This window comes from Acidovorax cavernicola (genome assembly GCF_003581445.1).
The window spans coordinates 13271-39127 of the sequence record NZ_QXMN01000002.1 but is presented as its reverse complement, the minus strand read 5'-3'; the positions used below and the strand labels follow the sequence as shown (position 1 = coordinate 39127).

Genomic DNA, 25857 nt, shown 5'->3' with positions numbered 1-25857 from the left:
GCGGCTGCGCTCAGTCCTTGCGCACGATGCGCGCCAGCCAGGCCAGCAGCACGGCTACGACTTCGTCGCGGTTGGTCTCGTTCAGCGTTTCGTGGCGCGCGCCGCCGAACACATGGGATGACACGTCTTGCAGGCCCGCATCGCGGTAGCGCTGCACCAGCGGATGGAACCACTCGGCCTTGTTGCTGACCGGGTCCTGGTCGCCGATGAACAGGTACAGAGGCAACTCGGGGCGGATGCGTGTGCGCATCGCGGCGGGCGTGAGCGCGTCCAGGTTCGCGAACATGGAGCCCAGGCCCTCCGCCGACACGGTGAATCCGCACAGCGGGTCGGCGATGTACGCGTCGACCTGGGCCGGGTCGCGGCTGAGCCAGTCGAAGGGCGTGCGCACGTCTGGCAGCGCGGCGTTCATGTCTTCGAGCCTGAAGCCGCTTTGCAATGCGCTGCCCAGCAGGTCGAGTGCGCTGGTGCCGGACAGCACCGCGCCCGACAGCAGCTCGCTGTGTTGGGTCAGGTAGTACTGCGTGGCGAACGAGCCCATGCTGTGGCCGATGAGGATGAGCGGCAGGCCCGGGTGCGCGGCTTGCGCGTGGCGGCTGAGCAGGGCCATGTCGTCCACGAGACCTGCGAATCCACGCGGACCGAACTCGCCGAGTTCACCGCGCGCCGCAGCGCCTTTGCCATGGCCGCGGTGCTCGTTCGCGTAGACGACGTAGCCGGCCTGCGTCAGCGCGTCGGCCAGCGGCCGGTAGCGCAGCGAATGCTCGCCCATGCCATGCGCCAGCTGGACGATGGCCCGTGGCGTGGTGCCCTGCCAGCGGTGGGCTTCTATCGGATGGCCGTCGTTGGCGGTCAGTTCGAAGTGGGTCTCGGTGCTCGACATGCAGTGGTCTCCATGGAAGTGAAGTCCATCCTAATCGTTGGCAGCCCGCAGCATGGCCTTGCGCAACCACACTTGTGCGGGGTCCTTGTCGGTCACCGCGCGCCAAGCCATGCGCAGCTGGTAGTCCGGGCTGTCGAAGGGCAGGGGCTCGCAGCGCAAGCCGCCTTGCGCCGACAGTGCCAGCGCCACATGCTCGGGCACCGTGGCCAGCAGATCGGTGCCGGCCAGCACGGCGGGCAGGCTGCCGAATTGCGGCACCGAGAAGACCACGTCGCGCTGCCGACCGAGTTCGCCGAGCGTCTCGTCGACGGTGCCGCACAGGTCGCCGGCATAGGTCACAAGCACGTGGCGTCGCCGGCAGTAGTCGTCCAGCGACAGCTTTCCCGGCGCTGTGTCGGCGCGCAGCAGGGCAAAGCGCGCGGTGCGGACCTTGCGCACCTTGGCATCGGCGGGCAGGTCCTTCAGGAAGGACATCACTGCGCTGACGCGGCCCTGGTCGAGGTAGCGCATGGCGTTGCGGTAGCAGACAGTGAGCGTCACCAGCTTGGCACCGGGCACTTCGGCGGCGAGGGCGCGCAGCAGCCGGGGCAGCATCGCGATCTGCAGGTCGTCGGTCAGGCCGATGCGAAACACCGGCGCAGCGCGGGCCGGCTCGAAGTCGGCCTGCGCGCGGAAGGTGGCTTCGATCTGCGCGAGCGCGGGGCCCAGGCCCTGCATCAGGGCCAGTGCCCGTGCGGTGGGCTCCATCACCCGGCCCTGGCGCACCAGCAGCGGATCGCCGGTGAGTTCGCGCAGCCGCGCCAGCGCATGGCTCACCGCGGGCTGGCCGAGGTTCAGCCGCTCGGCGGCACGGCTGACGTGACGCTCGCGCATGAGCGCGGCCAGCACGGTGAGCAGGTTCAGGTCGATGCGGTTGAGTTCGACGGGTTTCATCGGAGTCCTGGCGTGATCGATGGTGTGCATAGCGACTATCCCGCGAATCGATTTCCTTGATGCTGCTGCGGCCTCTAGATTGAAGCCATCGGTCATTCAATCCATATCCATCGGAAGGAGAGTTTTCATGCGCAGGATGGTTCGTTTCCATGCGTTCGGCGGTGCCGAGGTGTTGAAAGTCGAAGAGGTCGGGACGCCCGAACCCGGCACGGGTGAAGTGCGTATCGCGGTAGAGGCCATCGGCCTGAACCGCGCCGATGCACTGTGGCGCGAGAACCTGTACGTTGAAGACGCGACGCTGCCGGCGGGGCTCGGCAACGAGGCGGCCGGAGTCATCGAGGCGGTGGGGGAAGGGGGCGACGGGCTCAACGTGGGAGATCGGGTCGCCGTGCTGCCGGGTGCGAGCCAGGGGCTGTATCCGACCTATGGCGACAGCATCCTCTTTCCGGCCGCGCATGTGGTGCGGTATCCGGGCAACCTGTCAGCCGCGCAGGCCGCGGGTGCCTACATGGCCTATCTGACCGGCTATTTCCCGATGTTCGAGATGGCGCGGCTGAAGCCCGGGCAGGTGATGCTCGTTACCGGCGCTTCATCGGGCACCGGCATCGCAGCGCTGCAGATGGCGCGCGCGACGGGCATCGTCGCCATCGCCGTCACGCGCGTGGCCGTCAAGCGCGACGCGCTGCGGGAGGCGGGTGCGACGCATGTCGTGGTGACGGACGACGAAGACGTGGTCGAGCGCGTGCTGGCGCTGACCGAAGGGCGTGGCGTCGACCTCGTGTACGACGGCGTGGGCGGCGCGCAGGTCGAGCGGCTCGGCGATGTCGTGGCGCATCGCGGCTGGTATGTGCTGTACGGGTTGTCGGGCGGCGCCGAATTCAGGTTCCCGGTGATTGCCCAGTTCCGCAAGAGCTGGCGCTTCCACGTCTACAAGGTGCTGGAGCACACCGGTGCGGCCACCATGGGGCTGCCGCGCGACGAGGCCGCGCTGGGCCGTGCGCTGGCGTTCATCGATGCCGGTCTGGCCGATGGCTCGCTGCGGGTGCGCATCGACCGGGCCTTCGCGCTCGACGACGTGGTGCAGGCCCACCGGTACCTCGAGCGCGCCGGACACATCGGCAAGGTCGTGCTCGAGGTCTGAGCAAGATCTGGGCGAGGTTCAGGCGGTGGATGCCAGGCGATACCAGGCCACGCCGTCGTCGGCGATGTCGCAGGCGATCTCGCCGCGATGCCGCAGGTAGTTGAGGCAGGCAAGGCTTTCCCCCGTCGCCATGCCGAGCAGCGGCACGTCGGACTCGGCGATGCTGCGGGCGAAGAGGCTCGTGAACACGTCGACTGCGCGCTTGGGCGTCTTCAAGGAATTGCGCAAGCGGTCGAGCGAACGTTCCTGCCCATGCTGCAGCCGGTCGATGCGCGCATGCAGGCCGCGGAAGCACTCGTTGTGCGAGGGCAGCACCAGCACGTCGTCGGGCACTTCGCGCTTGAGCTTGGCGAGCGACGACAGCCAGTCGGCCATCGGGTCGGCGTCGGGCTCCACGGGCGAAACCGAGACGTTGGACGAGATGCGCGGCAGGATCTGGTCGCCCGAGATCAGCACCTTCAGGTCGGGGCAGTACAGGCACGCATGCTCGGGCGAGTGGCCGTTGCCGGTGACGATGCGCCAGTCGTGCGCGCCGATGCGCAGCACCTCGCCGTCGCGCACGCGCCGGAAGCTGTCGGGCAGCGGATGGATGTGCTTGCCGAAGTTGCCGAAGCGCGTGCGGTAGGTCTCGATGGCCGGCTCGCCCCAGCCCGCGCGCCGGTAGAAGGCGATGGCGTCGTCGGGGGCTTCGCGTCCGGTGTCGGACACCATGACGCGGCACATGAGGTACTCGGAGCGGGTCATCCACAGCCGCACGCCGAACTTGCGCGTGAGCCAGCCGGCCATGCCGATGTGGTCGGGGTGCATGTGCGTCACGAAGACGCGGGTGAGGCCGCGCGTGTCGGGCGAATTGGCGAACAGCTCGCGCCAGACGGCCACCGTTTCCTCGGTGCGCACGCCGGTGTCCACCACGGCCCAGCCGTCGCCGTCGTCCAGCGCCCACAGGTTGATGTGGTCGAGCGAATAGGGCAGCGGCATGCGGATCCAGTGGACGCCCTTGGCGACCTCGATCGACTTGCCGCGTGGCGGTAGCTCCGCAAAGGGATAGACGAGCTTGCCCTTGGCTGCTTCCGCCGATTCTTCCAAACCATCCATCGTGTTCACCTCCAGAAGGGTGAATTGTGAACCCGGCCGCCATCCGGGCCGGGTCGCGTCGACGACGATGGACGATCGCGCTTACTTGCGGCGTGCGCGGGGGGCGCCTGGCGCCGAGGTCTGCGACGGGGCTGCTCCGCCATCGACGCCCAGGCGGCCGCCGCCACCGAGGCCCTGGCCGCGCACGGTCTGCGCCTTGTAGTTGCGCAGCGAACGGACCATCTGGTTGAAGGCGTCCATGAAGGCCGCCGCGATCACCTTGCCTTGCGCGGTGTTCGTGTAGCCGCCGATGCCGCCGGCACCGCTGCGGCCACCGAGGCCGCCGAAGCCCGCGAAGTCGGTCTTGGAGGCGCTGCCTTCGGCCGCTGCAACCTGCACGCCCGAGCGGTTGTCGATCAGCGTCAGCAGCGCGCTGGCTTCCTTGGTCTGCAGGCTGGCGCCGACCGCCGCGATGGCGCGGCCACGGCCGCCGCCCACGAGGCCGCCAAGGGCACCGCCGATACCGCCGGCGTCGTTGTTGCTGAACACGATCTCGGGCGACAGGCCGTAGTCGGAGGCCACCATCTGGCCGCGGCCGAAGTTGCTGCCGCCGCGCATCTCGCCCGACTGCATCAGCGCGCGCTCGCGCGTCATGGCGTTCATGCCGGCCGCGCCGCGCTCGACCACCACGAAGCAGTTGGATTGCTGCACCAGCAGGCGCAGCAGGTTGGCCGTGGGCGGCAGGCGGTATTCGCCCGTGAGGATGGTGTACCAGCCGGCGTTGACGTTCTCGATCAGCGAGACGGTGCCCAGCGGGGAGTCGCAACGTTCGAGCTGGCTGCTCTCACCCGAGGTGGCGCCGCCGGCGGCGCTGCCCGTGGCCGTGGTCTTGGCTGCCGGGGCGCCCATCTGCATGTCCATGGTCTGGCAACCGGAAAGCGCCAGCAGGCCCGCGAGTGCGCTGGCGAGAGTGAGTTTGGAAAAAGGCATGGTCCCTGTCCGTCAAATGAAAACGATGCGGCATCCGCCCCTCCGGTCGGCGCCGCGCCGGCGCGACGATACGAGGCGGCTGATGACGATGCCAGTGTCGAAAGTCACTCGGCCAGGAACATTTGTGATGTTTGTTGGCGCTTGGTTACAGTCTGAATTCCATTCGCAGGAGTTTTCAGATGACCGCAAAGAAGAGAAATATCGTGGGAGAAGCCGCTGTCGAGTTGACGACCCAGCAGGTCGCGCAGGCCCTGGCCATTGCGCAGGCGTCGGGCTTCAGCGGCAGCGCCGACCCGTCGTTCGTGGGCTCGGTGCTGGTGGCGCTGGCGGTCAACACGAGCGCTGTCAGCGCGACCATCGACAGCGCGAAGGACAGGGGCCGGGGCGTCGTCGGCGTCATGCAGCACTGAGAAGGTGTGAGCGGCGGGCCGACGGCGCCGGCCTGAACCGGCGCACTGTCAGGTCGTGTAGTCGCCGCTGGCTTCCGGCTGGAACAGGATGGCGATCACGCGGGCGCTGTGCTCGCCACCATCGGGCGTGCGCCAGCGCGCGACCGCGCCGGTCTTCTGGCCGAGCAGGCCGATGCCGACGGGCGACAGCACCGAGATGTAACCCGTGGTCGGTTCCGCATCGGCGGGATAGCAGATCACGATCTTGTGCTGCTGCCCGCCGGGCAGGTCTTCGATTTCCACCTGCGTGTACATCGTCACGATGTCCGAGGGCATTTCCCGCGAGGGCAGGATGTCGGCCGTGTCGAGCAGGTCGACCAGCGCCGGGGGAAGAGGGGCGTCCGCGAATTTGCTGAGACGGACGTAATCGAGTTCGGTGAGCGTGCGCTCCCCGTGAACGGTTGAAACCATGAAGCACTCCAGATGAACGCAACCCGCCTTTCAGACAGGCAGGGTCGCTACCGCGCGGTGTGGTGCCCGGCGGTCAAGGTGTGCGCATCAAGAAGAAGGTAGCGGACCGCCGGGCTCAGGAATGTGCGGACGTGCGTCGGAGGACCGACGTGGCCGCCGCGACGACGCCCACGCGACGACGGGCCGCTGCCAGGGGCAGGGCTGCGTGTGCAGGGAGTAGACGGGGCGAATGCAGAGCCATGGGGCGCGAGTGTAGGGGGTTCCTGTCAGGTTGACCATTCAAGACCCCGTGAGTTCCCCGCGATGTGGCGGAGCGCGACGAGGTCACCCGCCCGATCAGCAACGGCCCTTCTTGGCCTGGCCGGGCGGGCAATGACCGCCGCCGCGGTGATCGTCGTCATGGTCGTAGCGGTCGTGGTCATGGCGGCGATGACGGTCGCCACGGCGATCTTCGCGGCGCTCGGCGCGGCGCCAGTCGCCTTCACGCCAGCGCCAGCCGCCATCGGCGCGGACCCAGCCACCGGGGGCATACGCGTAGTCGGGGCGGGCCGCCACGTAGTAGCCCGGGCGCCATGCGTAGGCACGATCGTTCCACTGCCAGTGGCCGGGCACCCAGACCTGACCGCTGCGCGGCCTGGGTACGGGCTCATAACGCGGCGCGGGCGGTGCAACCTGGATCAGGCCCGGCACATTGATGTTGACGGAGACCTGCGCCACGGCGGGCAAGGTGGCGGCGGCCACGGTGGCAGCCAGAAGAATTCGCGTGAGTTTCATCGTGAAGCCCTTGATGGTTGTTATGAGTGACTGAGCCCGAACAACGTCCGACCGTCGGATCGCGTGCACGGGGTTGCCCTGGGCGGGGCCGCAGAAGTTGTTAACAAAGAGGGAGTTTTGCACGCATTCTGGGGCGTCCGTGTCGGACAGGCCCGCGTGCCGCACTGCGGCGAGTGATCGATGCGTGCGGCGCAGAAAGCGAAAAGGCCCGTTACCTTGCGGGTAACGGGCCTTCAGCATGGGTGGCTCCTCGACCTGGGCTCGAACCAGGGACCTACGGATTAACAGTCCGGCGCTCTACCGACTGAGCTATCGAGGAACAAGCCTCTGATTATATTCAATGGATTCGCCGTTCTGCGCGGCGACCATCAATTTTTGATGCACAAACGCAGAAAGCGAAGGATTCTTTCTTGCACCCGCCGCATCGTCGTCATTCACGCCAGCGATGCTGCGCAAATGAAAAGGCCCGCTACCTTGTGAGTAGCGGGCCTTCCAGAGGCCTTGCGGCTTTGTTTGGCTCCTCGACCTGGGCTCGAACCAGGGACCTACGGATTAACAGTCCGGCGCTCTACCGACTGAGCTATCGAGGAACAAGCCTTAGATTATAGCGTGATTTTTGAGGCTTCCGAAACGCCGAGGCACGAACGCAACGAATTCGTGACGGCGCCATGCATCACATCGCGATGCTCACGCCCAATCGCAGCGTGCGCGGCGCACCCGGGAACAGATAGACATGGCTGAACTGGTAGGGCGACTCCTTCCAGTAGCGGCGGTCGAACAGGTTGTCGACAGCGAGGGTCCAGCTGGTGTTCATGCCGCCCAGCTTCGTGTCGTAGCGCAGCACCGCATCGAGGCGCGTCCACGACGGCAGCCGGATGGAGCTGTCGGGCAGCACGTTGCGGCGGCCTTCGTACGACAGTTGTCCCGCGAGTTCGAGGCCCGGCACCGAGGCGAAGCGGTACGCGGCCTGTGCGCGCAGCACCTGCTTGGGCACGTTGGTGGGGGCCTGTCCATTGAGTTCGGGTGCGGTCGTGCTGCCGCGCCGCTTGGCGTCGATCAGCGCCAGGCTGCCGCCCAGGCGCCAGGGGCCACCGCTCCACTGCGCGCCGGCCTCGAGGCCGCGATGCACCGCACGTCCGTCGTTGCGCACCGTGCAGAACTCGCCGCACAGGTCGAGGTTGGTCATCGGGCGCGAGATGTCGAACCACGCCACCTGCCAGTTGAACGCCGTGTCGCCGCCCTTGAGACCGAGTTCCCACTGGCGCGACTGCAGCGCGGGCAGCGCCTCGCCCGCATTCGCGTACTGCGAACTCTTGTTGGGCACGACCTGCGATTCGACGCCCTTGCCCCAGCTCGCATAGGCGAGCAGCCCGGGCTGGATCGTGTAGCTGGCCGCGATCCACGGCGTGGTGATGCTGTCGCTGTAGCCGGTGGGGCGCGAGCCGTCGGTGCGGATGCTGTCGCGCGACAGTCGCGTGTGCCGCGCGCCGATCCAGGTCGTGAAGCGGTCGTTCCAGCGGATCGCGTCCTGCACCGACAGCTCGGTCGAGCGCTCGTTGCGGTTGGTGTTGGCGTCCGTCAGTCGCGGGTCGGCCGGCGTCATCGCGGTCGCCCAGATGTTGCCGGTACCGACGTAGTTGTAGGCCTGGTCCTGGAAGCGGTTGCGCACGCGGCTTTGCAGCAGCCCGAAGCCCAGCTCGTGCCGCACGCTGCCCGTCATGACGTTGCCCCTGAGGTTCAGGCTGCCCGCGGTCTGCGTGCGGCGCTCGTTCTCGCTGCGGAAGTCGTACACGTCGAAGGTGCCGTCGGAGCAGTAGCGGTCGTAGTTGCCTTCGGCGCCGCAGCCGAAGGCGTAGGCCAGCCGGTCGTCGGTCTTCAGGCGCTGCTGGCCGATCTGCGCGCTCCAGCGCCAGTCGGCGTTCAGCGCCTGCGAGAAGCGCACAGTGCCGGTCAGCGCCTTGAACACCGAGGGCTGCGACCACGGCTGGTTGTTGAGGTTGATGCGCGGATCGACCGGCGCGGGCAGGGTGTTGCCCAGCAGGCTGAAGCCGTTCTGGCTCGGCTGTTGCTTCTGGCTCTGTTCGACTTCGAACTCGAGCACCGAATCGCGCGTGATGCGCCAGTCGGCCGCGAGCGAGAAGATGCGGCGGCTGCCGTCGAGGTTGTGCGTGAGCGGGTTGAGCTTCTCGCCGGCGACGTTGAGCCGGTAGCCGAACTGGCGGTTTTCGCCGAAGCGCCCACCGAGGTCGAGCGCGCTGAGCACGCTGCCGCGGCTCGTGGTTTCGAGGCGGATGGTGCGCAGGTCCTGTTCGGTCGGGCGCTTGACCACGTAGTTGACGAGCCCGCCCGGCGCGCTGGTGCCGGCCTGGATGCCGCTGGTGCCGCGCAGGATCTCGATGCGCTCCTTGTTGTCGAGCGGAATCGCCGTCTCGGCGCTGATCGGCAGGCCTTCGCGGCGGTAGTTGAAGCGGTTGTCGAGCACGAAGCCGCGCACCGTGAGGTAGTCCCAGTAGCCGGCGGAGTTGTAGGCGTCGGTGACCGAGGCATCGAACTGCGTCAGGTCGGCGAGGCGACGCGCGCCGCTGGTGCGCAGCTGCTGGCTGTCGATCACCGTGGCCGACAGCGGCAGCTCGCGCAGCGGCACGTCGCCGAAGCCGCTGATGTCGGCTTGTGGCGCGGCGGCGCCGTCGTTCACGGTGACCTCCGGCAGGGCTTGCGACTGTGCATGTGCGCCACAGGCGCCGAAGGTCAGCAGGGCCGCGGCAAGCGCGCGAGAGAGCGGGGAGTGCGAGAAAAGTCGAGCGTTCATTCTGTGCGTTCAGGGGAAACCGGGGCAGCCTGCATCGCCGCCATCCATTGCGCGGCCGTGGCCTCGGGGTCGTCGGCGGCCACCAGCGCGCGCACCACGGCGACCGAGCCGACGCCGGTGGCGAGCACGTCGGGTAACCGCACGGCATCGACGCCGCCGATACCCACCTGCGGGTAGCCGCGCAGCAGGCGCGCGTAGGCCGAGAGCCGCGCCACGCCTTGCGGCGCGGTCGCCATCTTCTTGAGCGTGGTCGGGTAGATGGCACCCATCGCGATGTAGCTCGGGCTCACCGCGTCGGCGCGCACCATCTCGGCGTAGCCGTGCGTGCTCACGCCGAGCCGTGCGCCAGAGGCGCGCAGTTGCTGCAACTCTTGAGGCGACAGTGCGTCGAGGTCTTCCTGTCCGAGATGGATGCCGTAGGCGCCGGCCGCGATGGCGACCTGCCAGTGGTCGTTGATGAAAAGCAGGGCGTTCGTGCCGTGCACCGCTTCGACCGCGGCCTGCACCTCGTGTGCGACGGCGGCTGCATCGTCCGACTTGAAGCGCAGCTGCACCGTCGGCACACCGGCACGCGCCATTCGACCGACCCAGGCGGCATCGGGCAGGACGGCATAGAGACCGAGGCGCTCGGGGCAGGGCGGAAAGGCGTCGGCGCGTGCAGCCGGCGGAAACGCGCCCATGCCGAAATCGACCGGCGCATCGGGCCATGCCGACGCGTCGAACTGGCTGAGCCTTTCGGTCTGCGCGCGCCACGCGTGGGCGAGGCATTCGGCGTCGATCTCGATGAAGCCGAGCGCGCTGCAGGCCTGCTTCGCGCCGCGGTAGACGGCGTCGTCCGACGAAAAGTGAGGCGCGCTCACGGCGGTAGACGTGGCCGCGCCGAAGCGCAGGCCGTGGGCCGCGACGATGGCTTGCGCCACGGCGCGGGCGTTGGAGGTGTCGATGGCGTTCATGGTGTTCAGGGCGCGTGGTGCCAGAAGGGCGTGCCGAGCACGGGCGTGCTGGGCTGCGCGGCGTCCTGCGCGGTCATCGCGCCGGCGCGCCAGGCGGTGCGGCCGGCCTGCACTGCGTCGGCAAAGGCCCCGGCCATCGCGACCGGTTCCTGCGCGAGCGCCACGGCCGTGTTGAGCAGTACGCCGTCGTAACCCCACTCCATCACCTGGCAGGCGTGCGAAGGCAGGCCGAGGCCGGCATCCACCAGCATCGGCACGTTCAGACGTTCGCGCAGCAGGCGCAGCGCATACGGGTTGACCGGCCCGCGCCCCGTGCCGATGGGCGCGGCCCAGGGCATCACGGCCTGGCAGCCGACGTCGACGAGGCGCTGGCACAGCACGAGGTCTTCGGTGCAGTACGGCAGCACATGGAAGCCGTCGCGGATCAGCCGCGACGCCGCATCGACGAGGTTCAGCGTGTCGGGCTGCAGCGTGTAGTCGTCACCGATGAGTTCGAGCTTGATCCAGGGCGTGTCGAACAGCTCGCGCGCCATCTGTGCGGTGGCGATCACCTCCTGCACGCTGTGGCAGCCGGCGGTGTTGGGCAGCACCGGCACGGCCAGCTTGCGCAGCAGTTCCCAGAAGCCGTTGCCGAGGTCGCTGTTGCCGGAGCCCTGGTTGGCGGTCTGGCGGCGCAGCGAGGCAGTCAGCATCGCGGGTTTGGCGCGCTGCACGGCAGCCTCGAGCACGTCGGGCGACGGGTAGCGCGCGGTGCCCAGCAGCAGGCGGCTGTGGAAGGTCTGGCCGTAGAGGACCAGCGGGTCGGCGGGATTGGTCATGGGCGTTGTCTCCATCGTCTTGTCGTCGTGTCTCTGTGTGTTCGTTCAGCCGCCGGTCACGGGGCGGATCACCTCGACGCGGTCGTCGGCGTGCAGCGGGTGCGTGGCGTAGGCCGAGCGCGGCACGAACTCGCGGTTCACCGCCACCGCAAAGGGCGGCACCGCCTGCAGCACGGCCAGTGCGTCGGCGAGCAGGGCGCCTTCGGGCAGCGTGCAGGGCTTGTCGTTGATCAGGATGTTCATCGTCGATGTCGTCGTCATGCGTCGGGCGCTTCCATGCCGAGTCCGCGCGCGAGCGTGGAGCGGCCGTGCACCAGCAGTTCCATCGCCGCGTCGAGCAGCGCGGGCGCGATCATGAAACCGTGGCGGTACAGGCCGTTGATCTGCAGCACGCGTGGCTGCGGTTGGCGGATGGCTGGCAGGTTGTCGGGCAGGGTGGGGCGGCATTGCGTCGCGATCTCGACGATGCGTGCCTCGGCAAAGCCGCTGTGCACCGCGTAGGCGGCACTCAGCAGTTCGAGCGTGGAGCGCACGCTGGCGGGCGACATGTCGTCGGACTCGATCTCGGTCGCACCGATCACGAACAGGTGGTCGGGCTTGGGCGCGATGTACAGCGGGTAGCGCGGATGCACGAGCCGCGTCGGGCGCTGCAGCGTGACCTCGGGCGCATGCACGCGGATCACCTCGCCGCGCACGCCGCGCAGGGCGTTCCATTGCGGCTTGGCACCGAGACCGCGGCAGTCGATCACCCAGTCGGGCTGGCCGGCCGTGCCGGGCGAGAAGTCGGTGGGCGCGCGCGGCGACTGCCAGTGCAGCGTCACGCGCGCATCGGCTTCCAGGGTGGTGAGCAGCGACGCCAGCAGCGCGCGGTTGTCGAGCTGGCCTTCGCCCGGCAGGTACAGACCACGGGCAAAGCGCGTGCCCAGCGCGGGCTCCAGCGCGGCGATGGCTGCGGGGGTGTCGAGCGACTGCATCGGCGCCAGCTCGGGCACCTGCGCGCCGGTGCGGGCCAACACGCCGGCGAGCCGCGATGCTTCGGCCGCGTCCTGCCGGTGCCACAGCACCAGCGTGCCTTCGCGCTGGAAGAACACGGGCCGGGCCAGCGGCGCCAGCAGCTCGGGCCAGCGCGACAGCGCATGCTGGCCCATGCGCACCACCGACACCGGCGCCACGGCCGATTCGGCCAGCGGTGCGAGCATGGCCGCGGCCACGCGCGCGGCTGCGCCTTCGGCCTCGGGGCTGCCGGCTTCGTACAGGTCGATGCAGCAGCCGGCGCGTGCCAGCTCGACCGCGAGCAGGCGCCCCATCAGGCCCGCGCCGAGGATCGCCGCCGAGCCGAAAGGCAGGGGTTGCGACGTGCTCATGCGAAGCCTCCATCGGCTCGCCGATAATTTTCGACATGACCCAAGGACCCACCCAGCGCTACGCGCGCGTGCTTTCCATCGCCGGCTCGGACAGCGGCGGCGGCGCCGGCATCCAGGCCGACCTCAAGACCTTCGCGGCCCTCGGCTGCTACGGCATGACGGCCATCACCGCGCTCACCGCGCAGAACACGCTTGGCGTCTCGGGCATCCACGGCGTGCCGCCCGATTTCCTGAAGGCGCAGATCCAGGCCGTGGTCGAAGACATCGGCGTCGACGCGGTCAAGCTCGGCATGCTGCATGCGCCCGAGGTGGTGGAAGTGGTGGCCTGGGCCATCGACCGCTACCAGCTGAAGAACGTGGTGCTCGACCCCGTGATGATCGCCACCAGCGGCGACCGCCTGATCGCCGCAGAGACGGTGCAGGTGCTGGTGCGCGAGCTGTTTCCGCGCGCCGTGGTGGTCACGCCCAACCTCGACGAGGCCGCCTTGCTGGTCGGCCATGCCATCGGCGGCATCGATGCGCTCGACGGCGCGGCGGACGAACTGCTCGCGCTCGGCGCGAAGGCCGTGCTGCTCAAGGGCGGCCACCTGCCCGGCGACGAGGTGGTCGACGTGCTGCTGGAGCGCAACGGCGCACGCAAGCGGCTCGCGTCGCAGCGCATCGCCAGCCGCAACCTGCACGGCACGGGCTGCACGCTTTCGTCGGCCATCGCCGCGCACCTGGCGCTGGGACTGGCATTGCCCGACGCGGTCGAGCGCGCTCGCACGTACATCCTCGGCGCAATGAGCGCCGGTGCGAGCGTGCTGGTGGGCGCGGGCCATGGACCGCTCAACCACGGCTTTGCGCCAGTGCCGACCCACCGGCTGCCGCTGCAGGCCGGCTGATCCACGCCAGCACGAAAGTCGCCGCCAGCGTCGGCAAGGCCGAGCCGAACTGCGGCGCCCACTTGGCGAGCGCGTGGTAGGCCGCGATGCCCGCGAGCCAGATCAGCGCCGCACCCCAATCAATGGTGCGCGCACCGCCAGCCGTGACCGCGTTTCCGCTGCCCAGGCGCCCCAGGATCACGCCGTACAGCGGCACGAACACCGAACTGAGCAGCAACAGGAACGGTTCGAGCGTGTGCATCGGCAGCACCAGCGCGAGCCCGATGCACAGCACCGCCAGCAGCAGGCCCCAGCGTTTCACGCTCCAGCGCGGCAGCAGGCTGTGGGTGGAGACCGAGCCCGAGTACACGTCGCCATAGGCGTTGTCGAGTTCGTCGATGAGGATCAGGCCCAGCGCCACCAGGCCGCCCTGTGCCAGCAGCAGCGCCGTGACGAGGCTCGTGCCCGGCTCGGCCACGCTCACCACCATCACACCCAGCGCGTAGCACCAGATGTTGGCGAGCGCGTAGCCGATCCAGGTGCCGCTGAACGCGCTGCCCAATCCGCCACCCGCGCTGCGCTTGCCGTGGCGCGCGTAGTCGGCCACCAGCGGCAGCCACGACACGGGCATCGCGATCACGAGGTCGAGCGCGCTGAACATGCCCATGCTGCCGTTGCCCGGCCGCGCCCAGAAGGCATCGAGTCCCTTGGCGTGCAGCTGCGTCGCGAACTGCCAGCTGAGCCACAGCAGCGACAGCACCACCAGCGGCAGGCCGAAGCGGCTCACGAAGCGGCGCACCAGCTTGACCATCGAGCCAGCGAGCAGCGCCAGCAGCACCGCGCCCCAAAGCAGCGTGGTCAGCACGCCACCCCAGACCGTGCCCAGCGCAGGGCCGAAAGCCTGCTGGCCGATGGCCTGCGTGCCCTCGCGCATGATCACCAGCTCGAAGGTGGTCCAGCCCACCAGTTGCACGATGTTGAGCAGCACTGGCAGCCGCGCGAAGGCGCTGCCGTAGGTGGCGTGCATCAGGCCGGCACTGGCCAGCCCGGTTTCGCAGCCCAGCCGCGCGGTCCAGGCCAGCAGCCCGGCGCCAAGCAGCGAGCCCAGCACGATCGCCAGCGCCGCGTCGCGCGTGCCCACGGCCGGCACCAGGTAGGCCCCGATCTGCATCACCAGCAGCCCGACGCCGAGGCTGAACCACAGCGAGGCGTGGTCGTGCCAGCCGAAGACGCGCCGGGACGCGGGCAGGGGCGTGAGCGCTTCGTTCGCGGAAGCGGAAGATTCGATGTGGTCGTGTGCCATCCGTTTGCTCCAGTGCAAAAGGTTTGGCAGGTGGGCGAGGCTCCAGCGGCGCTGCTGTCACGCGAGACAACGCGACAGGCCACCGGACCAGCTTCCCTGCGCGAGGATTACCTCAGTCAGGTTCAAAGGGACTCTCTCAGTCAGCCCCGGACGGATCCGGTTCGACACCCCTAGCGATGCACCCCAGCGAACTGCGGCGCGGGGCGGATTTTATCCCCGCGCGGAAGACCGGCGCAGACGCATGAAAATCCGCGTCGCGAGGGCTGTTTCGAGTGCCCTGGGGAACCACGACACATGGCAGACGATTTGAAGCACCCGGAACCGGCCTCGGCGCCACCTGCGCAATCACCGCGCACCCGCCTGCGCCGCTTCCGGGTCGATGTCGGCACCATCATCTGCGCGGTCGCGCTGCTGCAGTCGCTGCTGCTGGTGGCTTTCGGCTACTGGGGCGCCGAGAAGCTGGTGTCGAAGGTCGGCGAGTCGGCGCACAAGGTCAACCACGACCGGGTCGAGGACAACGTCCTCGCCTTCCTTTCCAAGACCGAGGGGCTGGTCCGTGCCATCGCCCACACGCCCGACCTGCATCCGGCGGGCCATGACGGCGAACAGACGGCCGAACTGCTCTGGGCCGCGCTGGAGCAGACGCCCGAAATCGACAGCATCGGGGTGGGCAGCGACGACGGCCACCTGCTGATGGCCATGCGCCACCCCGCGCCGGTGGTGCGGCAGGTTGAGCGCGACGGGCGTTTCGCCACCGAGACCTGGGAGTACAAGTCGCCGCCCGACAACGACAGCGACGAAGACCCGAGGCGGCGCTACGAGACGATCCGCATCGAGGCCTTTCGCAGCGAGGACGATCCGGTGCACCAGGACTGGTTCACGCAGGCCGACAAGGCGCGGCGTGCCGTGTGGACCGCACCTTTCGTGTTGCCCTCGATGAAGGAGCTCGGCGTCAGCCACGCGCGGCCGAGCCGTCGGCGGGACGAGGAGGGCGCCGAGCGGACGCTGGTGGCGGTCGCCAGCGTCTCGCTGGGGCATCTCTCCAGCCTGGTGCGCCTGTTCGGCGGCACGGGCCACGGCCACAGCGCCTTGCTGAGCGCCGACCACCACGTGATCGCACGCAGCGACAACCCGCATTCCGTGCGCAAGCTCGAAGATCCCGACGATGGCGTGCTCGGCGCGCTGCACGCCCACATGCTGGCCAACGGCAGTCGCGGCTGGACCGAAGACATGGCCTTTCCGCTCCTGCACGAGGGCATGCACTACCAGGTGCAGACCTCGCTCATTCCGGCCACGGGATGGCGGCTGGTCAGCTGGGAGCCCGAAGAGGCCTTGATGGGCGCACTGCATCGCAACGTGCTGTGGTCGTTGCTGCTGGTGCTGGCCTTCCTGGCGATCGCGCTCTTCATTTCGCTGCGCCTGTCGAAGCTGGTGACCGCGCCGATCGAAAGCCTCTCGCGCACAGCGCGGCGCATCGGGCGGCTAGAACTCGACGACCTGCCGCGAGAGTCGAGCCGCGTGCTCGAGATCCAACACCTGAACCAGGCGCTGGACGAGTCCGCGCGCAGCCTGCAGGCCTTTCGCAAGTTCGTGCCCGTCGATGTGATCCGGCAGCTCATTGCCGAGGGGCATGCCCTCGAGCCCAACGGGTCGCCGCGCCGCGTCACGGTGATGTTCACCGATGTGGAAGGCTTCACCGGCATCTCGGAATCGATGCCGGCCGACGTGCTGATGCGGCAGCTGACCGACTACTTCAACCTCGCGACCCGCGTGTTCGCGCGCCACGGCGGCGTGATCGACAAGTTCATGGGCGACGGGATCATGGTGCTGTGGGGCGCGCCCACCGAGCTGCCCGATGCCGAATACCGCGCCTGCGTGGCGTCGCTCGAACTGCATGCCGAGATGAAGGAGCTCAACCGCCGGTGGCAGTCCGAGGGCCTGCAACCCTTCCGCACACGCATCGGCATCCACACCGGGGTCGTGATCGCCGGGGTGCTCGGCTCGAGCGACCGGCTCTCGTACACCGCGCTGGGCGATGTGATCAATGCAGCGAGCCGCATCGAAGGCATCAACAAGCAGCTGGGCACGCGCACGCTGATGTCCGAGACGACATTCGAGGGGCTGGGCGGGCAGCTGGCCACCCGGCGCATCGAGGAACAGGTGGAACTGCGCGGGCGGCAGACGCGGATGGTGCTCTACGAGCTGCTTGACGCGGCCTGAGCCACGCGGCGCGCGAAAGCCTCCAGCCCGTCGATCGTGATCTGGATGTGCCGCTCGAAGCTGCTGTCCAGCGGCACGGTGGTGCCGTTGTCCCAGCGCAGGATGAAGGCCCTGTTCGCCAGCTGCGGCAGGTGGCGCGTGAGCACCGGATGGTCGAGCGGACGGATCGTGTGGACGCGCTCGCGCAGCTCTTCGGCCCAGGCCTGCGTGTTGTCGGCGGGCAGCGGCGAGAACTCCATCGTGAGGAAACCCAGCATCGCGGCGATCACGCAGTTGTAGGCCTCCAGCAGCGGTTCGCCGTCGAAGCCTGCTTCGGTGAGTGCTGCCAGCACGCCTTCGACCAATTCGGTCGGAAGACTGCCGTTCGACACCAGCTGCGCCCCGAGCAGCTGCGCCACGTTCGGGTGCTGCCGCACCGCCGTGCGGCAGCGGCGGAACAGCTCGGCGATCCATGCCTGCCAGCCGAGCGTGCCTTTGGGCGGCGTGACCTGCGCCATGACCGTGGCCGCAACTTCGGCGAGCAGGGCTTCGCGCGTGCTGACGTGCCAGTGCACGGTGGCCGGGTACACGCCGAGCTGCGCCGCGATCTCCCGCATGCTGAAGGCGCCGAGGCCGAATGCGTCGATGTGCGCCAGCGCGGCTTCGGCGATGCGCTGCTTCGACAACGCCGCGCCGCCGGCGGGGCGGCCTGCGCTTCGGGGGCGGGGCTCGGGGGCTTTTTTCTTCATGGATGCGGCCGTTGTGCAGCGATGGAATTGATTGTATAAATATTATTAATTGAGCATCGATCAATTAAAAGAATAGATGCTCCCGACACGTTTCCACCCTTGAAGGATGTGTTCCATGACGACCCCTGCCGATACCGCCGTCGACCAGGCCCTTGCCGACGCCCATCAGCGCTTCACCGACGCCAACCCCGCGAGCCTCAGCCGCTTCGAGGCGCAGACGCGCTACATGCCCGGCGCCAACAGCCGCTCAGTGCTGTTCTACGCACCGTTCCCGCTCACCATCGCCAAGGGCGAAGGCGCGATGCTCTGGGACGCGGACGGCCACCGCTACACCGACTTCATCGCCGAGTACACGGCCGGCGTGTACGGCCACTCGGCCCCCGAGATCCGCGAAGCCGTCATCGAGGCCATGCAGGGCGGCATCAACCTCACGGGCCACAACCTGCTCGAAGGCCGGCTCGCGCAGACGATCTGCGAGCGCTTCCCGCAGGTCGAGCAATTGCGCTTCACCAATTCGGGCACCGAGGCCAACCTGATGGCGCTCACGGCCGCACTGCGCTTCACCGGGCGGCGCAAGATCGTGGTGTTCTCGGGCGGCTACCACGGCGGTGTGCTGGGCTTCGGCGACCAGCCCTCGCCAACGACCGTGCCCTTCGACTTCCTGGTGCTGCCCTACAACGACACGGACACGGCGCGCGCGCAGATCGACGCGCACGGCGCCGACATCGCGGCCATCCTCGTCGAGCCGATGCAGGGCGCGAGCGGCTGCATCCCCGGGCGACGCGACTTCCTGCAGGCGCTGCGTGACGGCGCCACGCGGGTCGGCGCGCTGCTGGTCTTCGACGAGGTCATGACCTCGCGGCTCGGGCCGCACGGCCTGGCGCAGGGTCTGGGCATCTGTTCCGATCTCACGACGCTGGGCAAGTACATCGGCGGGGGCATGTCCTTCGGCGCCTTCGGCGGGCGGGCGGACGTGATGGCGCAGTTCGACCCGCGCACCGGGGCGCTCGCGCATTCGGGCACCTTCAACAACAACGTGATGACGATGGCGGCGGGGTATGCGGGCCTCACGCAGCTGTTCACGCCCGAGGCGGCCGGTGCGCTGGCCGAGCGCGGCGAGGCGATGCGGTCACGGCTGAACGCGCTGTGCGAGCGCGAAGGCGTCGCCATGCAGTTCACCGGCATGGGCTCGCTCATGAATGCGCATTTCTTGCGCGGCGAGGTGCGGCGCGTGGCCGACCTGGCGGCTGTGGACGGGCGCTTGCGACAGTTGCTGTTCTTCCACTTGCTGGGGCAGGGCATCTACACCTCGCCGCGTGGATTTGTCGTGCTCTCGTTGCCGTTGTCGGCGGAGGATATCGACCGCTATGTCGCTGCCGTGGGCAGCTTCATCGGGACGTACCGGACGCTGCTCAGCGCGGCGTAGTGCCTGTCACGCCGGCCACGCCCAGCAGTTCGTGCAGACGCGTGCTGGTGGTCGTGTATTGCAGCGGAATCGCCTTGCCCGGGAACACCCGGGCCGCGGCGCCCCAGGACGCCAGCGTGGCTTCATGGAAGCCGCAGACGATGAGCTTCTTCTTGCCCGGGTAGGTGTTGATGTCGCCCACCGCGAACACGCCGGGTTCGCGGGTTTCGTACTTCTCGGTGTCGACCGGCACCTGCTTGCGTTCGAGCTCGAAACCCCAGTCGGCGATGGGGCCGAGGCGAGGTGAAATGCCCAGGCAGGCAACCAGCGCGTCGAGTGGCAGGTCGACCGTGGTGGCGTCGGGCGTGGTGATCTGCAGCAGCCTGCCGTCGAAGGCGCTCGGCTGGCCGACGCGAAAGGCCAGCTTGCCGTCGGCCACGAGGGTGCGCATGGCGGCCACGTTCGCCTCGTCGGCCTGGAAGCCGTCGCGTCGGTGGACCAGCGTCACCTGCCTGGCCAGGGCCGTGAGCGCGATGGCGGTTTCGAGCGCGACGTCGTCGCCGCCGTTGACAACCACGGTCTGTCCGGCAAAGCGGTCGAGCGAATCGGGGTGATAGAAGAGCGTCGAGCCCTCGAACTGTGCGATGCCTTCGACGGCAATGCGCTTGGGCACGAAGGCGCCGACACCGGCCGCGATGAACACCGTCTTCGCGAGGAAGGCCGTGCCGGCCGAGGTGGTCAGCAGCAGCCGGTCATCGGGCTGGCGGGCCAGGGTAGAAACCTGCTCGCCGAAGTGGAATTGCGGCTTGAAAGGCGCCACCTGCTGCAGCAGCGACTGCGCAAGATCGCGCCCGCTGGTGACCGGGGTGCCGGGAATGTCGTAGATCGGCTTGTGGCCGTACAGCGCCACGCACTGGCCGCCCGCGGCGGGCAGTGCATCGACGATGTGGCAGGAAATTTCGAGCAGGCCCAGCTGGAAGGCCTGGAACAGGCCGACCGGACCGGCGCCGATGATGAGCGCGTCGGTCTCGATCGGTGCGGGAGAGTGGCTCAGCGCACGAGCTCCGAGAGCTTGCCCGTCTTGTCTTTCCACTCTTCGTGGTCGGGCAGGGCGGGCTTGCGCTTGGTGATGCTCTTCCAGCCGTCGGCCACGGCCAGCTCGGCGTTCAGCTTGATGAAGGCGATCTGGTCGGCCGGCAGGTCTTCCTCGGCGTAGATTGCGTTGACCGGGCATTCGGGGATGCAGACGGCGCAGTCGATGCATTCGTCCGGGTCGATCACCAGCATGTTGGGACCTTCGCGGAAACAGTCGACGGGGCAAACGTCCACGCAGTCGGTGTATTTGCAACGGATGCAGGCTTCGGAGACGACGTGGGTCATTTGTCTTGTAGCGTCAGGAGAAGGGGCTGGAAAACCCTAGATTTTAGGCCTTTGCGGCGGACGGCTGCACGAGCACGGCGGCGCAGGTGCGATGGGAGGCCGTATCGACCAGCACCAGCGACCCCAGGGCGCGCGATTGGGCGAAGGGCAGGACGGCCAGCGGCTGCTGCAGCGCGAGCACCACATCACCGATGGCGTTGGCTTCGAGCTGGCTCGCCGGCTCGGATTCGAGGGTGGTGATGTTCACGCGATCGACGATGCGCGCGACCTTGGCCTTGACCCAGCGATGGCCTTGCAGCGCCCAGTACACGCGGCCCGCGACCAGCGGCTCGTCGTCGAGCCAGGCCACGGTGGCGGTGATCTCGCGCACCGGCTCGAAGGCGTCGGGTGCGAGCAGCCAGTCGCCGCGCGACACGTCGAGCTCGCGGTCGAGCACGATGCCGGCACTGTGGCCTGCATGCACGCTCTTCGGTTGGCGCGTGTGGCTCAGCACCTGGGCCACGGTGGCGGTCTGGTTGCTCGGCAGCACGGTCACGCGCTGGCCCGGCTCCACATGGCCCGAGGCGACGCGGCCCCAGAACACGCGGCGGCCCTGCGAGGTGTCGGCGGACGACGAGAATTTCTCGACCCATTGCACGGGGAAGGCGAAGGGCACGGCCTCGTCCTGCGCGGTCACGGGCAGGTCTTCGAGCAGCTCGAGCAGGCTCGGGCCTTCGTAGCCGACCCAGTCGGCATGGCGCGTGGCCACGTTCCAGCCCTTGAGGGCCGAGATCGGCACGATGGCCGAGACTTTCACGCCGGCGGCTTCGGCAAAGGCGTTCAGCGCGGTCGAAATGCGCTCGAAGGCCAGGGCGGCGTCGTCGATGGCGTCGAGCTTGTTGACCGCGAACACGATCGACTGCACGCGCAGCAGATGGGCCAGCAGCGTGTGACGGCGCGTCTGCGGCAGCAGTTCGCGCTTGACCACCGTGCCGTCTTCCACTTCGGCGGCCCAGGCCAGCTTGGTGGCATCGACCAGCACCACGGCCGCGTCGGCGGCCGAGACGGCCGTGACCATGTTGCGCGTGTACTGCTCGTGGCCCGGCGCGTCGCCGATGATGAACTTGCGCTTGGCGGTCGAGAAGTAGCGGTACGCCACGTCGATCGTGATGCCTTGCTCGCGCTCGGCCGAGAGACCGTCGGTCAGCAGGGCCAGGTCAGTCTCGCCGCCGCGCTGCACGCCGGCGAGCTGGTCTTGCAGCACGGTCTTGCTGTCGACCAGCAGGCGGCCGATGAGCGTGCTCTTGCCGTCGTCGACCGAGCCGCAGGTGATGAAGCGCAGGGCGGTGCCGGTGTCGCCATGGACATCGGTGGGCGAGGCGTTGGAAATGACAGCAGCGTTCATTGAGTGGTTCTCCGATTCATGGAACACCGCGGAACCGGCTTTGCCGGGCCGCAGGTGTTGCCCCCTTGAGGGGGTTGGCATAGCGACACGAAGTGCGCGAAGCCTGGGGGTGGGTCAGAAGTACCCGTCTTTCTTGCGCTTCTCCATCGAAGCTTCCGAAGTCATGTCGTCCATGCGCGTCGCGCCGCGTTCGCTGACGTCGACCGACAGCGTCTCGATCACCACGTCGCCCGCGCCCGCGGCCAAGCTCTCGACCGGGCAGGTGGTCGTGATGTCGCCCACGGTGCGAAAGCGCACGTCGCGCACCTGCACGGTCTCGCCGTCGCGCGGCGGGGTGAGTTCGGTCACCGGCACCAGCAGGCCGCGGCGCTCGACCACTTCGCGCTTGTGCGTGTAGTAGATCGACGGCAGGCCGACGTTCTCGCGCTCGATGTATTGCCACACGTCGAGCTCGGTCCAGTTGGAGATCGGGAACACGCGGAAGTGCTCGCCGGGGGCCAGGCGCGTGTTGAACAGCGTCCACAGTTCGGGGCGCTGGTCCTTGGGCTGCCACTGGCCGAAGCTGTCGCGGTGCGAAAAGATGCGCTCCTTGGCGCGCGCCTTTTCCTCGTCGCGGCGGGCGCCGCCGATGAGCGCATCGAAGCGGAATTCTTCAATCGCCTCGAGCAGCGTCACCGACTGGTGCGCGTTGCGCGATTCGCCCGGGTGCGCCAGGCGCACGGTGCCGCGCTTCATCGAATCCTCGACGCTGCGCACGATGAGCTCGGCGCCCAGTTCCTTGGCGCGCTGGTCGCGGTAGGCCGTCACTTCGGGGAAGTTGTGGCCCGTGTCGATCATCAGCAGCGGGTAGGGAATGCGGCCGACGCCGAAGGCCTTCTCGGCGCACTTGAGCAGCACCAGCGAATCCTTGCCGCCCGAGAACAGCAGGGTGGGGCGCTCGAAGGCGGCGGCCACTTCGCGCAGGATGAAAATGGTTTCTTCTTCCAGCGCGTCGAGGTGCGTGTTGGACAGGTTCGCGGGTGAATGCATGGGGGGCTGCAGCAGGTCGGCTTCGGTACGGGCGTTCATCGGGTGGGTCCTGGGTGCGGAGATCGATCGTTCAGTGCGAGAGGTGCAACCCGCATTCGCGGTTGTCTTCGCCCTTGGTCGGGTCCACGTAGTCGAAGTTGTTGGGCAGGCCGTTCGCTTCGCAGTATTCGTACAGGTCCTTGGACGACCAGTGCAGCAGCGGCGCGACCTTGATGAGGCCGTCCGGGTTGACGCTGACCGGGTCCATCTGCGCGCGCACGGCCGTGTCGGTCGCCCGCAGCGCAGTGAACCAGACCTTCGGCGCTGTCTCGCGCAGCGCGCGGGCAAAGGGCTCCAGCTTCACTTCCTCGGTGAAGGCGGCGTGGCGCGGATCGTCGAGCGCCGGCGTCGGGCCTTCCACCGCCTCGCGGTGCGCGCGCGAGCGGCGCGGCAGGTAGATGTGCAGGTCCAGGCCCAGTTGCTTCGTCACTTCGTCGGCGAAGCGGTAGGTGGCTTCGGTGTTGTAGCCGTTGTCCATCCAGATCACCGGCACATCGCGCTTCGCACGCGTGACCATGTGAAGGATCACGGCCTCGAACGGGCGGAAGTTGGTGGTGACGATCGTGGGCTGGCCCAGGCCGATCGCCCAGTCCACCAGGCCCTCGGCGTTGCGGCCGAGGTCGGTGTTGATGCGTGCGAGGTCGATGTCCGTGGCGATGCTCATGGGGGTCTCTTGTCTGCTCAGTTGCCGGTGGCGAAGTGCGGCGCGGTCTTCACCGCATCGCCCTGGTAGAACGAGGCGAAGCGGTCGAACTGGCGCTGTGCGTCGGAGGCGTCCACGCCTTCCTTCAACACGGCGCTCGAGAAGCCGGTGCGTTCCATCTGCACCAACTGGTCGATCAGCACATCGCCCGTGGCGCGGATGTCGCCCGTGAAGCCCAGGCGGCGGCGCAGCAGGAAGGCCTGGCTGTAGGCGCGGCCGTCGGTGAACTTCGGAAAGTTCAGGTCGATGCGCTCGATGTCGGCCAGGCACACCTCGATGGCGAGCGGGTCGGCGTCGTTGGCCAGTTGCAGCACCTTCGGGTCGCCGTCGTCGATGTGTTCTTCCGCCGAGAGAATGTTGAGCGTCCTTTTCATGCTGCTTCCTCCACCTTGAATCGCGCACCGTTGGCGGCGGCCTTGAACGGGTCGTGGCCCACGCGGCGCAGGGTGTCGATGAAGGTTTCGCCGTTTTCTCGGGTGTCGCGGTAGGTGGTGAGCACGGCCTCGATCACGCCCGGCACTTCGGCCGCCGAGAACGAGGGGCCCACGGCCTTGCCGGCCTGCGGCGCACCGCTGAGGGCGGAGCCGTCGGAGCCACCGAGGGTGACCTGGTACCACTCCTTGCCGTCCTTGTCGACGCCCAGGATGCCGATGTGGCCGCTGTGGTGGTGACCACACGAGTTGATGCAGCCGCTGATGTGCAGGTCGATCTCGCCCAGGTCGTCGAGCTCGTCGAGGTCCTGATAGCGCTCGGTGATGGCTTCGGCGACGGGAATGGAGCGGGCGTTGGCCAGCGAGCAGAAGTCGCCGCCGGGGCAGGCGATCATGTCGGTCAGCAGCTGCACGTTGGCGCTGGCAAAGCCGGCGGCGCGGGCGGCGAGCCACAGCGCGTGCAGGTCTTCGGCATGCACCCAGGGCAGCACGATGTTCTGGTCGTGCGTCACGCGGGCTTCGCCGGCGGAGAAGCGATCGGCCAGTTCGGCGACGGTATCGAGCTGGTCACCCGAGGCATCGCCGGGGGCCTGCTTCAGGCGCTTGAACGACAACGTGACGGCGCGCAGCGCGGGGTTCTTGTGCGCGTCGACGTTGCGGGCCAGCCAGCGCGCGAACATCACGTCGTCGGCGGCGTAGGCGCGCAGTTCGGCGTCGGTCTTCTCGGCGCTTTGCAGCACGCGGGTGGCCAGCGTCGGCGGCACGAAGGAGGCGGCCACACGGTCGTACTCGGCCTGCGTGATGGTGTGCGGCGCGCCGTCGTGCTCGAGGATCTGCTTGTACTCGGCCTCGACGTCGTCGATGTAGCGCTGGCCTTCGGCCTTCACCAGGATCTTGATGCGCGCCTTGTAGATGTTGTCGCGGCGGCCGTAGCGGTTGTAGACCCGGATCACCGCTTCGAGGTAATTCATGATCTGCTGCCAGGGCAGGAACTCGCGCAGCACGGTGCCGATGATGGGCGTGCGGCCCATGCCGCCGCCCACCTGCACGCGGAAGCCGACTTCGCCGGCTTCGTTCTTCACCACGTGCAGGCCCACGTCGTGCCAGCCGGTGGCGGCGCGGTCTTCGGTGGCGCCGGTGATGGCGATCTTGAACTTGCGCGGCAGGAAGGCGAACTCAGGGTGCAGCGTGCTCCACTGGCGCATGATTTCCGCGAACGGACGCGGATCGGCGATCTCGTCGACGGCAATGCCGGCGCGCTCGTCGCTCGTGATGTTGCGGATGCAGTTGCCGCTGGTCTGGATGCCGTGCATGTCGACCGAGGCCAGCAGGTCCATCACGTCGGCCGACTTGGCCAGCGGAATCCAGTTGTACTGGACGTTCTGGCGCGTCGTGAAGTGGGCGTAGTGGGTGGGCAGCTTGTGGCTGCCGAGCAGGCCCTGGGTCTCGATGGCCTTGCGGTAGACCTCGGCTTCGGGTTCGTCGTACTCGCGGGCGATGCGGGCCAGCACGCGCAGCTGCTTGCTCGACAGCTCGCCGTACGGCACCGCCACGCGCAGCATCGGCGCGTAGCGCTGCACGTACCAGCCGTTTTGCAGGCGCAGGGGGCGGAACTCGTCCTCGGGCAGGCGGCCCTTCTGCCAGCGTTCGAGCTGGTCGCGGAATTGGGCAGCGCGTTGGTGAACGAACTGGCGGTCGAAGTCTGTGTATTGGTACATCGTGTGATTCTTGAAGTGCAGTGCGTCCAGCGCCCCAGCAAGAAGAAGCCGGGAT

25 protein-coding genes and 2 tRNA genes are annotated in these 25857 nt (G+C 68.3%); 5 read left to right on the top strand and 22 right to left on the bottom strand.

The window, feature by feature from the left end:
- Nucleotides 1-10 precede the first annotated feature (10 nt).
- Both D3H34_RS02995 and D3H34_RS02990 read right to left on the bottom strand, forming a co-directional pair.
- The gene (locus D3H34_RS02995; RefSeq protein ID WP_119551977.1) at nucleotides 11-883 is read right to left on the bottom strand and encodes an alpha/beta fold hydrolase; all 873 of its coding nucleotides are present in this window, start codon (nucleotides 881-883) and stop codon (nucleotides 11-13) included.
- A 30-nt stretch (nucleotides 884-913) separates the two neighbouring features.
- Nucleotides 914-1816: a LysR family transcriptional regulator gene (locus D3H34_RS02990; RefSeq protein WP_119551976.1), complete on the bottom strand. Its 903-nt coding sequence runs from the start codon at nucleotides 1814-1816 to the stop codon at nucleotides 914-916.
- A 127-nt stretch (nucleotides 1817-1943) separates the two neighbouring features.
- Here D3H34_RS02990 and D3H34_RS02985 point away from each other — a divergent pair, with 127 nt between their 5' ends.
- Nucleotides 1944-2957, top strand: a complete 1014-nt coding sequence (locus D3H34_RS02985; RefSeq protein WP_119551975.1) for a zinc-dependent alcohol dehydrogenase family protein — start codon at nucleotides 1944-1946, stop codon at nucleotides 2955-2957.
- Nucleotides 2958-2975: 18 nt separating this feature from the next.
- Here D3H34_RS02985 and D3H34_RS02980 read toward each other — a convergent pair whose 3' ends face one another.
- Together D3H34_RS02980 and D3H34_RS02975 are read right to left on the bottom strand one after the other, a co-directional pair.
- Nucleotides 2976-4052: an MBL fold metallo-hydrolase gene (locus D3H34_RS02980; RefSeq protein WP_119551974.1), complete on the bottom strand. Its 1077-nt coding sequence runs from the start codon at nucleotides 4050-4052 to the stop codon at nucleotides 2976-2978.
- An 81-nt stretch (nucleotides 4053-4133) separates the two neighbouring features.
- The gene (locus D3H34_RS02975; protein WP_119551973.1) at nucleotides 4134-5021 is read right to left on the bottom strand and encodes a CsgG/HfaB family protein; all 888 of its coding nucleotides are present in this window, start codon (nucleotides 5019-5021) and stop codon (nucleotides 4134-4136) included.
- Between the two features lie 179 nt (nucleotides 5022-5200).
- On the opposite strand from D3H34_RS02975, the gene D3H34_RS02970 reads away from it, so the two are divergent.
- Nucleotides 5201-5431, top strand: a complete 231-nt coding sequence (locus D3H34_RS02970) for a hypothetical protein (RefSeq protein ID WP_119551972.1) — start codon at nucleotides 5201-5203, stop codon at nucleotides 5429-5431.
- A 48-nt stretch (nucleotides 5432-5479) separates the two neighbouring features.
- On the opposite strand, the gene D3H34_RS02965 is transcribed toward D3H34_RS02970, so the two are convergent.
- The 9 genes from D3H34_RS02965 to D3H34_RS02925 form a co-directional block, all read right to left on the bottom strand.
- Nucleotides 5480-5881, bottom strand: coding sequence for a GreA/GreB family elongation factor (locus tag D3H34_RS02965; protein WP_119551971.1), 402 nt, complete (start codon nucleotides 5879-5881; stop codon nucleotides 5480-5482).
- A gap of 336 nt (nucleotides 5882-6217) precedes the next feature.
- Nucleotides 6218-6655, bottom strand: coding sequence for a YXWGXW repeat-containing protein (locus D3H34_RS02960; RefSeq protein WP_119551970.1), 438 nt, complete (start codon nucleotides 6653-6655; stop codon nucleotides 6218-6220).
- 243 nt (nucleotides 6656-6898) lie between these two features.
- Nucleotides 6899-6974, bottom strand: a tRNA-Asn gene (locus D3H34_RS02955).
- A 195-nt stretch (nucleotides 6975-7169) separates the two neighbouring features.
- Nucleotides 7170-7245, bottom strand: a tRNA-Asn gene (locus D3H34_RS02950).
- Nucleotides 7246-7328: 83 nt separating this feature from the next.
- The gene (locus D3H34_RS02945; RefSeq protein WP_119551969.1) at nucleotides 7329-9464 is read right to left on the bottom strand and encodes a TonB-dependent siderophore receptor; all 2136 of its coding nucleotides are present in this window, start codon (nucleotides 9462-9464) and stop codon (nucleotides 7329-7331) included.
- Entirely contained in the window at nucleotides 9461-10417 is a 957-nt protein-coding gene (gene thiE / locus D3H34_RS02940; RefSeq protein ID WP_119551968.1) for a thiamine phosphate synthase, read from the bottom strand. The genes D3H34_RS02945 and thiE overlap by 4 nt, the downstream gene beginning before the upstream one ends.
- A 5-nt stretch (nucleotides 10418-10422) precedes the next feature.
- Nucleotides 10423-11235, bottom strand: a complete 813-nt coding sequence (locus D3H34_RS02935; RefSeq protein ID WP_205736662.1) for a thiazole synthase — start codon at nucleotides 11233-11235, stop codon at nucleotides 10423-10425.
- A 45-nt stretch (nucleotides 11236-11280) separates the two neighbouring features.
- A complete protein-coding gene (thiS, locus tag D3H34_RS02930) occupies nucleotides 11281-11478 on the bottom strand; it encodes a sulfur carrier protein ThiS (protein WP_062472460.1) in 198 nt (65 codons plus the stop codon).
- 14 nt (nucleotides 11479-11492) lie between these two features.
- Nucleotides 11493-12599, bottom strand: a complete 1107-nt coding sequence (locus D3H34_RS02925; RefSeq protein ID WP_119551966.1) for an FAD-dependent oxidoreductase — start codon at nucleotides 12597-12599, stop codon at nucleotides 11493-11495.
- Between the two features lie 35 nt (nucleotides 12600-12634).
- Here D3H34_RS02925 and thiD point away from each other — a divergent pair, with 35 nt between their 5' ends.
- Nucleotides 12635-13483, top strand: coding sequence for a bifunctional hydroxymethylpyrimidine kinase/phosphomethylpyrimidine kinase (gene thiD / locus D3H34_RS02920; protein ID WP_119551965.1), 849 nt, complete (start codon nucleotides 12635-12637; stop codon nucleotides 13481-13483).
- Here the strand turns inward: thiD and D3H34_RS02915 are convergent.
- A complete protein-coding gene (locus D3H34_RS02915; RefSeq protein ID WP_119551964.1) occupies nucleotides 13428-14765 on the bottom strand; it encodes a purine-cytosine permease family protein in 1338 nt (445 codons plus the stop codon). The genes thiD and D3H34_RS02915 overlap by 56 nt on opposite strands.
- A 294-nt stretch (nucleotides 14766-15059) precedes the next feature.
- Here D3H34_RS02915 and D3H34_RS02910 point away from each other — a divergent pair, with 294 nt between their 5' ends.
- Nucleotides 15060-16985 (top strand): adenylate/guanylate cyclase domain-containing protein, encoded by a 1926-nt coding sequence (locus D3H34_RS02910; protein ID WP_119551963.1) that lies wholly within the window; start codon nucleotides 15060-15062, stop codon nucleotides 16983-16985.
- On the opposite strand, the gene D3H34_RS02905 is transcribed toward D3H34_RS02910, so the two are convergent.
- A complete protein-coding gene (locus D3H34_RS02905) occupies nucleotides 16961-17713 on the bottom strand; it encodes a TetR/AcrR family transcriptional regulator (protein WP_119551962.1) in 753 nt (250 codons plus the stop codon). The two genes, D3H34_RS02910 and D3H34_RS02905, sit on opposite strands and share 25 nt — an antisense overlap.
- A gap of 115 nt (nucleotides 17714-17828) precedes the next feature.
- Here D3H34_RS02905 and D3H34_RS02900 point away from each other — a divergent pair, with 115 nt between their 5' ends.
- Entirely contained in the window at nucleotides 17829-19139 is a 1311-nt protein-coding gene (locus D3H34_RS02900; protein WP_286185404.1) for an aspartate aminotransferase family protein, read from the top strand.
- Here D3H34_RS02900 and D3H34_RS02895 read toward each other — a convergent pair.
- The 7 genes from D3H34_RS02895 to D3H34_RS02865 all read right to left on the bottom strand — a co-directional run bounded on the left by D3H34_RS02895 (nucleotide 19126) and on the right by D3H34_RS02865 (nucleotide 25802).
- Nucleotides 19126-20211 carry an NAD(P)/FAD-dependent oxidoreductase gene (locus D3H34_RS02895; protein WP_119551960.1) on the bottom strand — a complete coding sequence of 362 codons (1086 nt, stop codon included), beginning with the start codon at nucleotides 20209-20211 and terminating at the stop codon, nucleotides 19126-19128. The two genes, D3H34_RS02900 and D3H34_RS02895, sit on opposite strands and share 14 nt — an antisense overlap.
- Nucleotides 20169-20498 (bottom strand): ferredoxin FdxA, encoded by a 330-nt coding sequence (gene fdxA, locus D3H34_RS02890; RefSeq protein WP_119551959.1) that lies wholly within the window; start codon nucleotides 20496-20498, stop codon nucleotides 20169-20171. Before fdxA ends, D3H34_RS02895 begins: the two co-directional genes overlap by 43 nt.
- A 43-nt stretch (nucleotides 20499-20541) precedes the next feature.
- The gene (locus D3H34_RS02885) at nucleotides 20542-21882 is read right to left on the bottom strand and encodes a sulfate adenylyltransferase subunit 1 (RefSeq protein WP_119551958.1); all 1341 of its coding nucleotides are present in this window, start codon (nucleotides 21880-21882) and stop codon (nucleotides 20542-20544) included.
- A gap of 114 nt (nucleotides 21883-21996) precedes the next feature.
- Complete coding sequence (cysD, locus tag D3H34_RS02880; RefSeq protein WP_119551957.1) at nucleotides 21997-22950, bottom strand: sulfate adenylyltransferase subunit CysD; 954 nt, start codon at nucleotides 22948-22950, stop codon at nucleotides 21997-21999.
- Between the two features lie 31 nt (nucleotides 22951-22981).
- Nucleotides 22982-23614 (bottom strand): phosphoadenosine phosphosulfate reductase domain-containing protein, encoded by a 633-nt coding sequence (locus tag D3H34_RS02875; protein WP_119551956.1) that lies wholly within the window; start codon nucleotides 23612-23614, stop codon nucleotides 22982-22984.
- Nucleotides 23615-23631: 17 nt separating this feature from the next.
- The gene (locus D3H34_RS02870) at nucleotides 23632-24027 is read right to left on the bottom strand and encodes a DUF934 domain-containing protein (RefSeq protein WP_119551955.1); all 396 of its coding nucleotides are present in this window, start codon (nucleotides 24025-24027) and stop codon (nucleotides 23632-23634) included.
- The gene (locus D3H34_RS02865; protein ID WP_119551954.1) at nucleotides 24024-25802 is read right to left on the bottom strand and encodes a nitrite/sulfite reductase; all 1779 of its coding nucleotides are present in this window, start codon (nucleotides 25800-25802) and stop codon (nucleotides 24024-24026) included. The genes D3H34_RS02870 and D3H34_RS02865 overlap by 4 nt, the downstream gene beginning before the upstream one ends.
- Nucleotides 25803-25857: the final 55 nt, after the last annotated feature.

Bases quoted from the DNA above. Each gene is read 5' to 3' on its own strand.
- D3H34_RS02995 (WP_119551977.1), bottom strand. From the start codon at position 883: ATGTCGAGCACCGAGACCCACTTCGAACTGACCGCCAACGACGGCCAT.
- D3H34_RS02990 (WP_119551976.1), bottom strand. From the start codon at position 1,816: ATGAAACCCGTCGAACTCAACCGCATCGACCTGAACCTGCTCACCGTG.
- cysD (WP_119551957.1), bottom strand. From the start codon at position 22,950: ATGAACGCCCGTACCGAAGCCGACCTGCTGCAGCCCCCCATGCATTCA.
- D3H34_RS02865 (WP_119551954.1), bottom strand. From the start codon at position 25,802: ATGTACCAATACACAGACTTCGACCGCCAGTTCGTTCACCAACGCGCT.
- D3H34_RS02925 (WP_119551966.1), bottom strand. From the start codon at position 12,599: ATGAGCACGTCGCAACCCCTGCCTTTCGGCTCGGCGGCGATCCTCGGC.
- D3H34_RS02985 (WP_119551975.1), top strand. From the start codon at position 1,944: ATGCGCAGGATGGTTCGTTTCCATGCGTTCGGCGGTGCCGAGGTGTTG.
- thiE (WP_119551968.1), bottom strand. From the start codon at position 10,417: ATGAACGCCATCGACACCTCCAACGCCCGCGCCGTGGCGCAAGCCATC.
- D3H34_RS02970 (WP_119551972.1), top strand. From the start codon at position 5,201: ATGACCGCAAAGAAGAGAAATATCGTGGGAGAAGCCGCTGTCGAGTTG.
- D3H34_RS02905 (WP_119551962.1), bottom strand. From the start codon at position 17,713: ATGAAGAAAAAAGCCCCCGAGCCCCGCCCCCGAAGCGCAGGCCGCCCC.
- D3H34_RS02910 (WP_119551963.1), top strand. From the start codon at position 15,060: ATGGCAGACGATTTGAAGCACCCGGAACCGGCCTCGGCGCCACCTGCG.
- D3H34_RS02875 (WP_119551956.1), bottom strand. From the start codon at position 23,614: ATGAGCATCGCCACGGACATCGACCTCGCACGCATCAACACCGACCTC.
- D3H34_RS02915 (WP_119551964.1), bottom strand. From the start codon at position 14,765: ATGGCACACGACCACATCGAATCTTCCGCTTCCGCGAACGAAGCGCTC.
- D3H34_RS02980 (WP_119551974.1), bottom strand. From the start codon at position 4,052: ATGGATGGTTTGGAAGAATCGGCGGAAGCAGCCAAGGGCAAGCTCGTC.
- D3H34_RS02975 (WP_119551973.1), bottom strand. From the start codon at position 5,021: ATGCCTTTTTCCAAACTCACTCTCGCCAGCGCACTCGCGGGCCTGCTG.
- fdxA (WP_119551959.1), bottom strand. From the start codon at position 20,498: ATGACCCACGTCGTCTCCGAAGCCTGCATCCGTTGCAAATACACCGAC.
- D3H34_RS02965 (WP_119551971.1), bottom strand. From the start codon at position 5,881: ATGGTTTCAACCGTTCACGGGGAGCGCACGCTCACCGAACTCGATTAC.
- D3H34_RS02885 (WP_119551958.1), bottom strand. From the start codon at position 21,882: ATGAACGCTGCTGTCATTTCCAACGCCTCGCCCACCGATGTCCATGGC.
- D3H34_RS02870 (WP_119551955.1), bottom strand. From the start codon at position 24,027: ATGAAAAGGACGCTCAACATTCTCTCGGCGGAAGAACACATCGACGAC.
- D3H34_RS02900 (WP_286185404.1), top strand. From the start codon at position 17,829: ATGACGACCCCTGCCGATACCGCCGTCGACCAGGCCCTTGCCGACGCC.
- D3H34_RS02935 (WP_205736662.1), bottom strand. From the start codon at position 11,235: ATGACCAATCCCGCCGACCCGCTGGTCCTCTACGGCCAGACCTTCCAC.
- D3H34_RS02960 (WP_119551970.1), bottom strand. From the start codon at position 6,655: ATGAAACTCACGCGAATTCTTCTGGCTGCCACCGTGGCCGCCGCCACC.
- thiS (WP_062472460.1), bottom strand. From the start codon at position 11,478: ATGAACATCCTGATCAACGACAAGCCCTGCACGCTGCCCGAAGGCGCC.
- D3H34_RS02945 (WP_119551969.1), bottom strand. From the start codon at position 9,464: ATGAACGCTCGACTTTTCTCGCACTCCCCGCTCTCTCGCGCGCTTGCC.
- thiD (WP_119551965.1), top strand. From the start codon at position 12,635: ATGACCCAAGGACCCACCCAGCGCTACGCGCGCGTGCTTTCCATCGCC.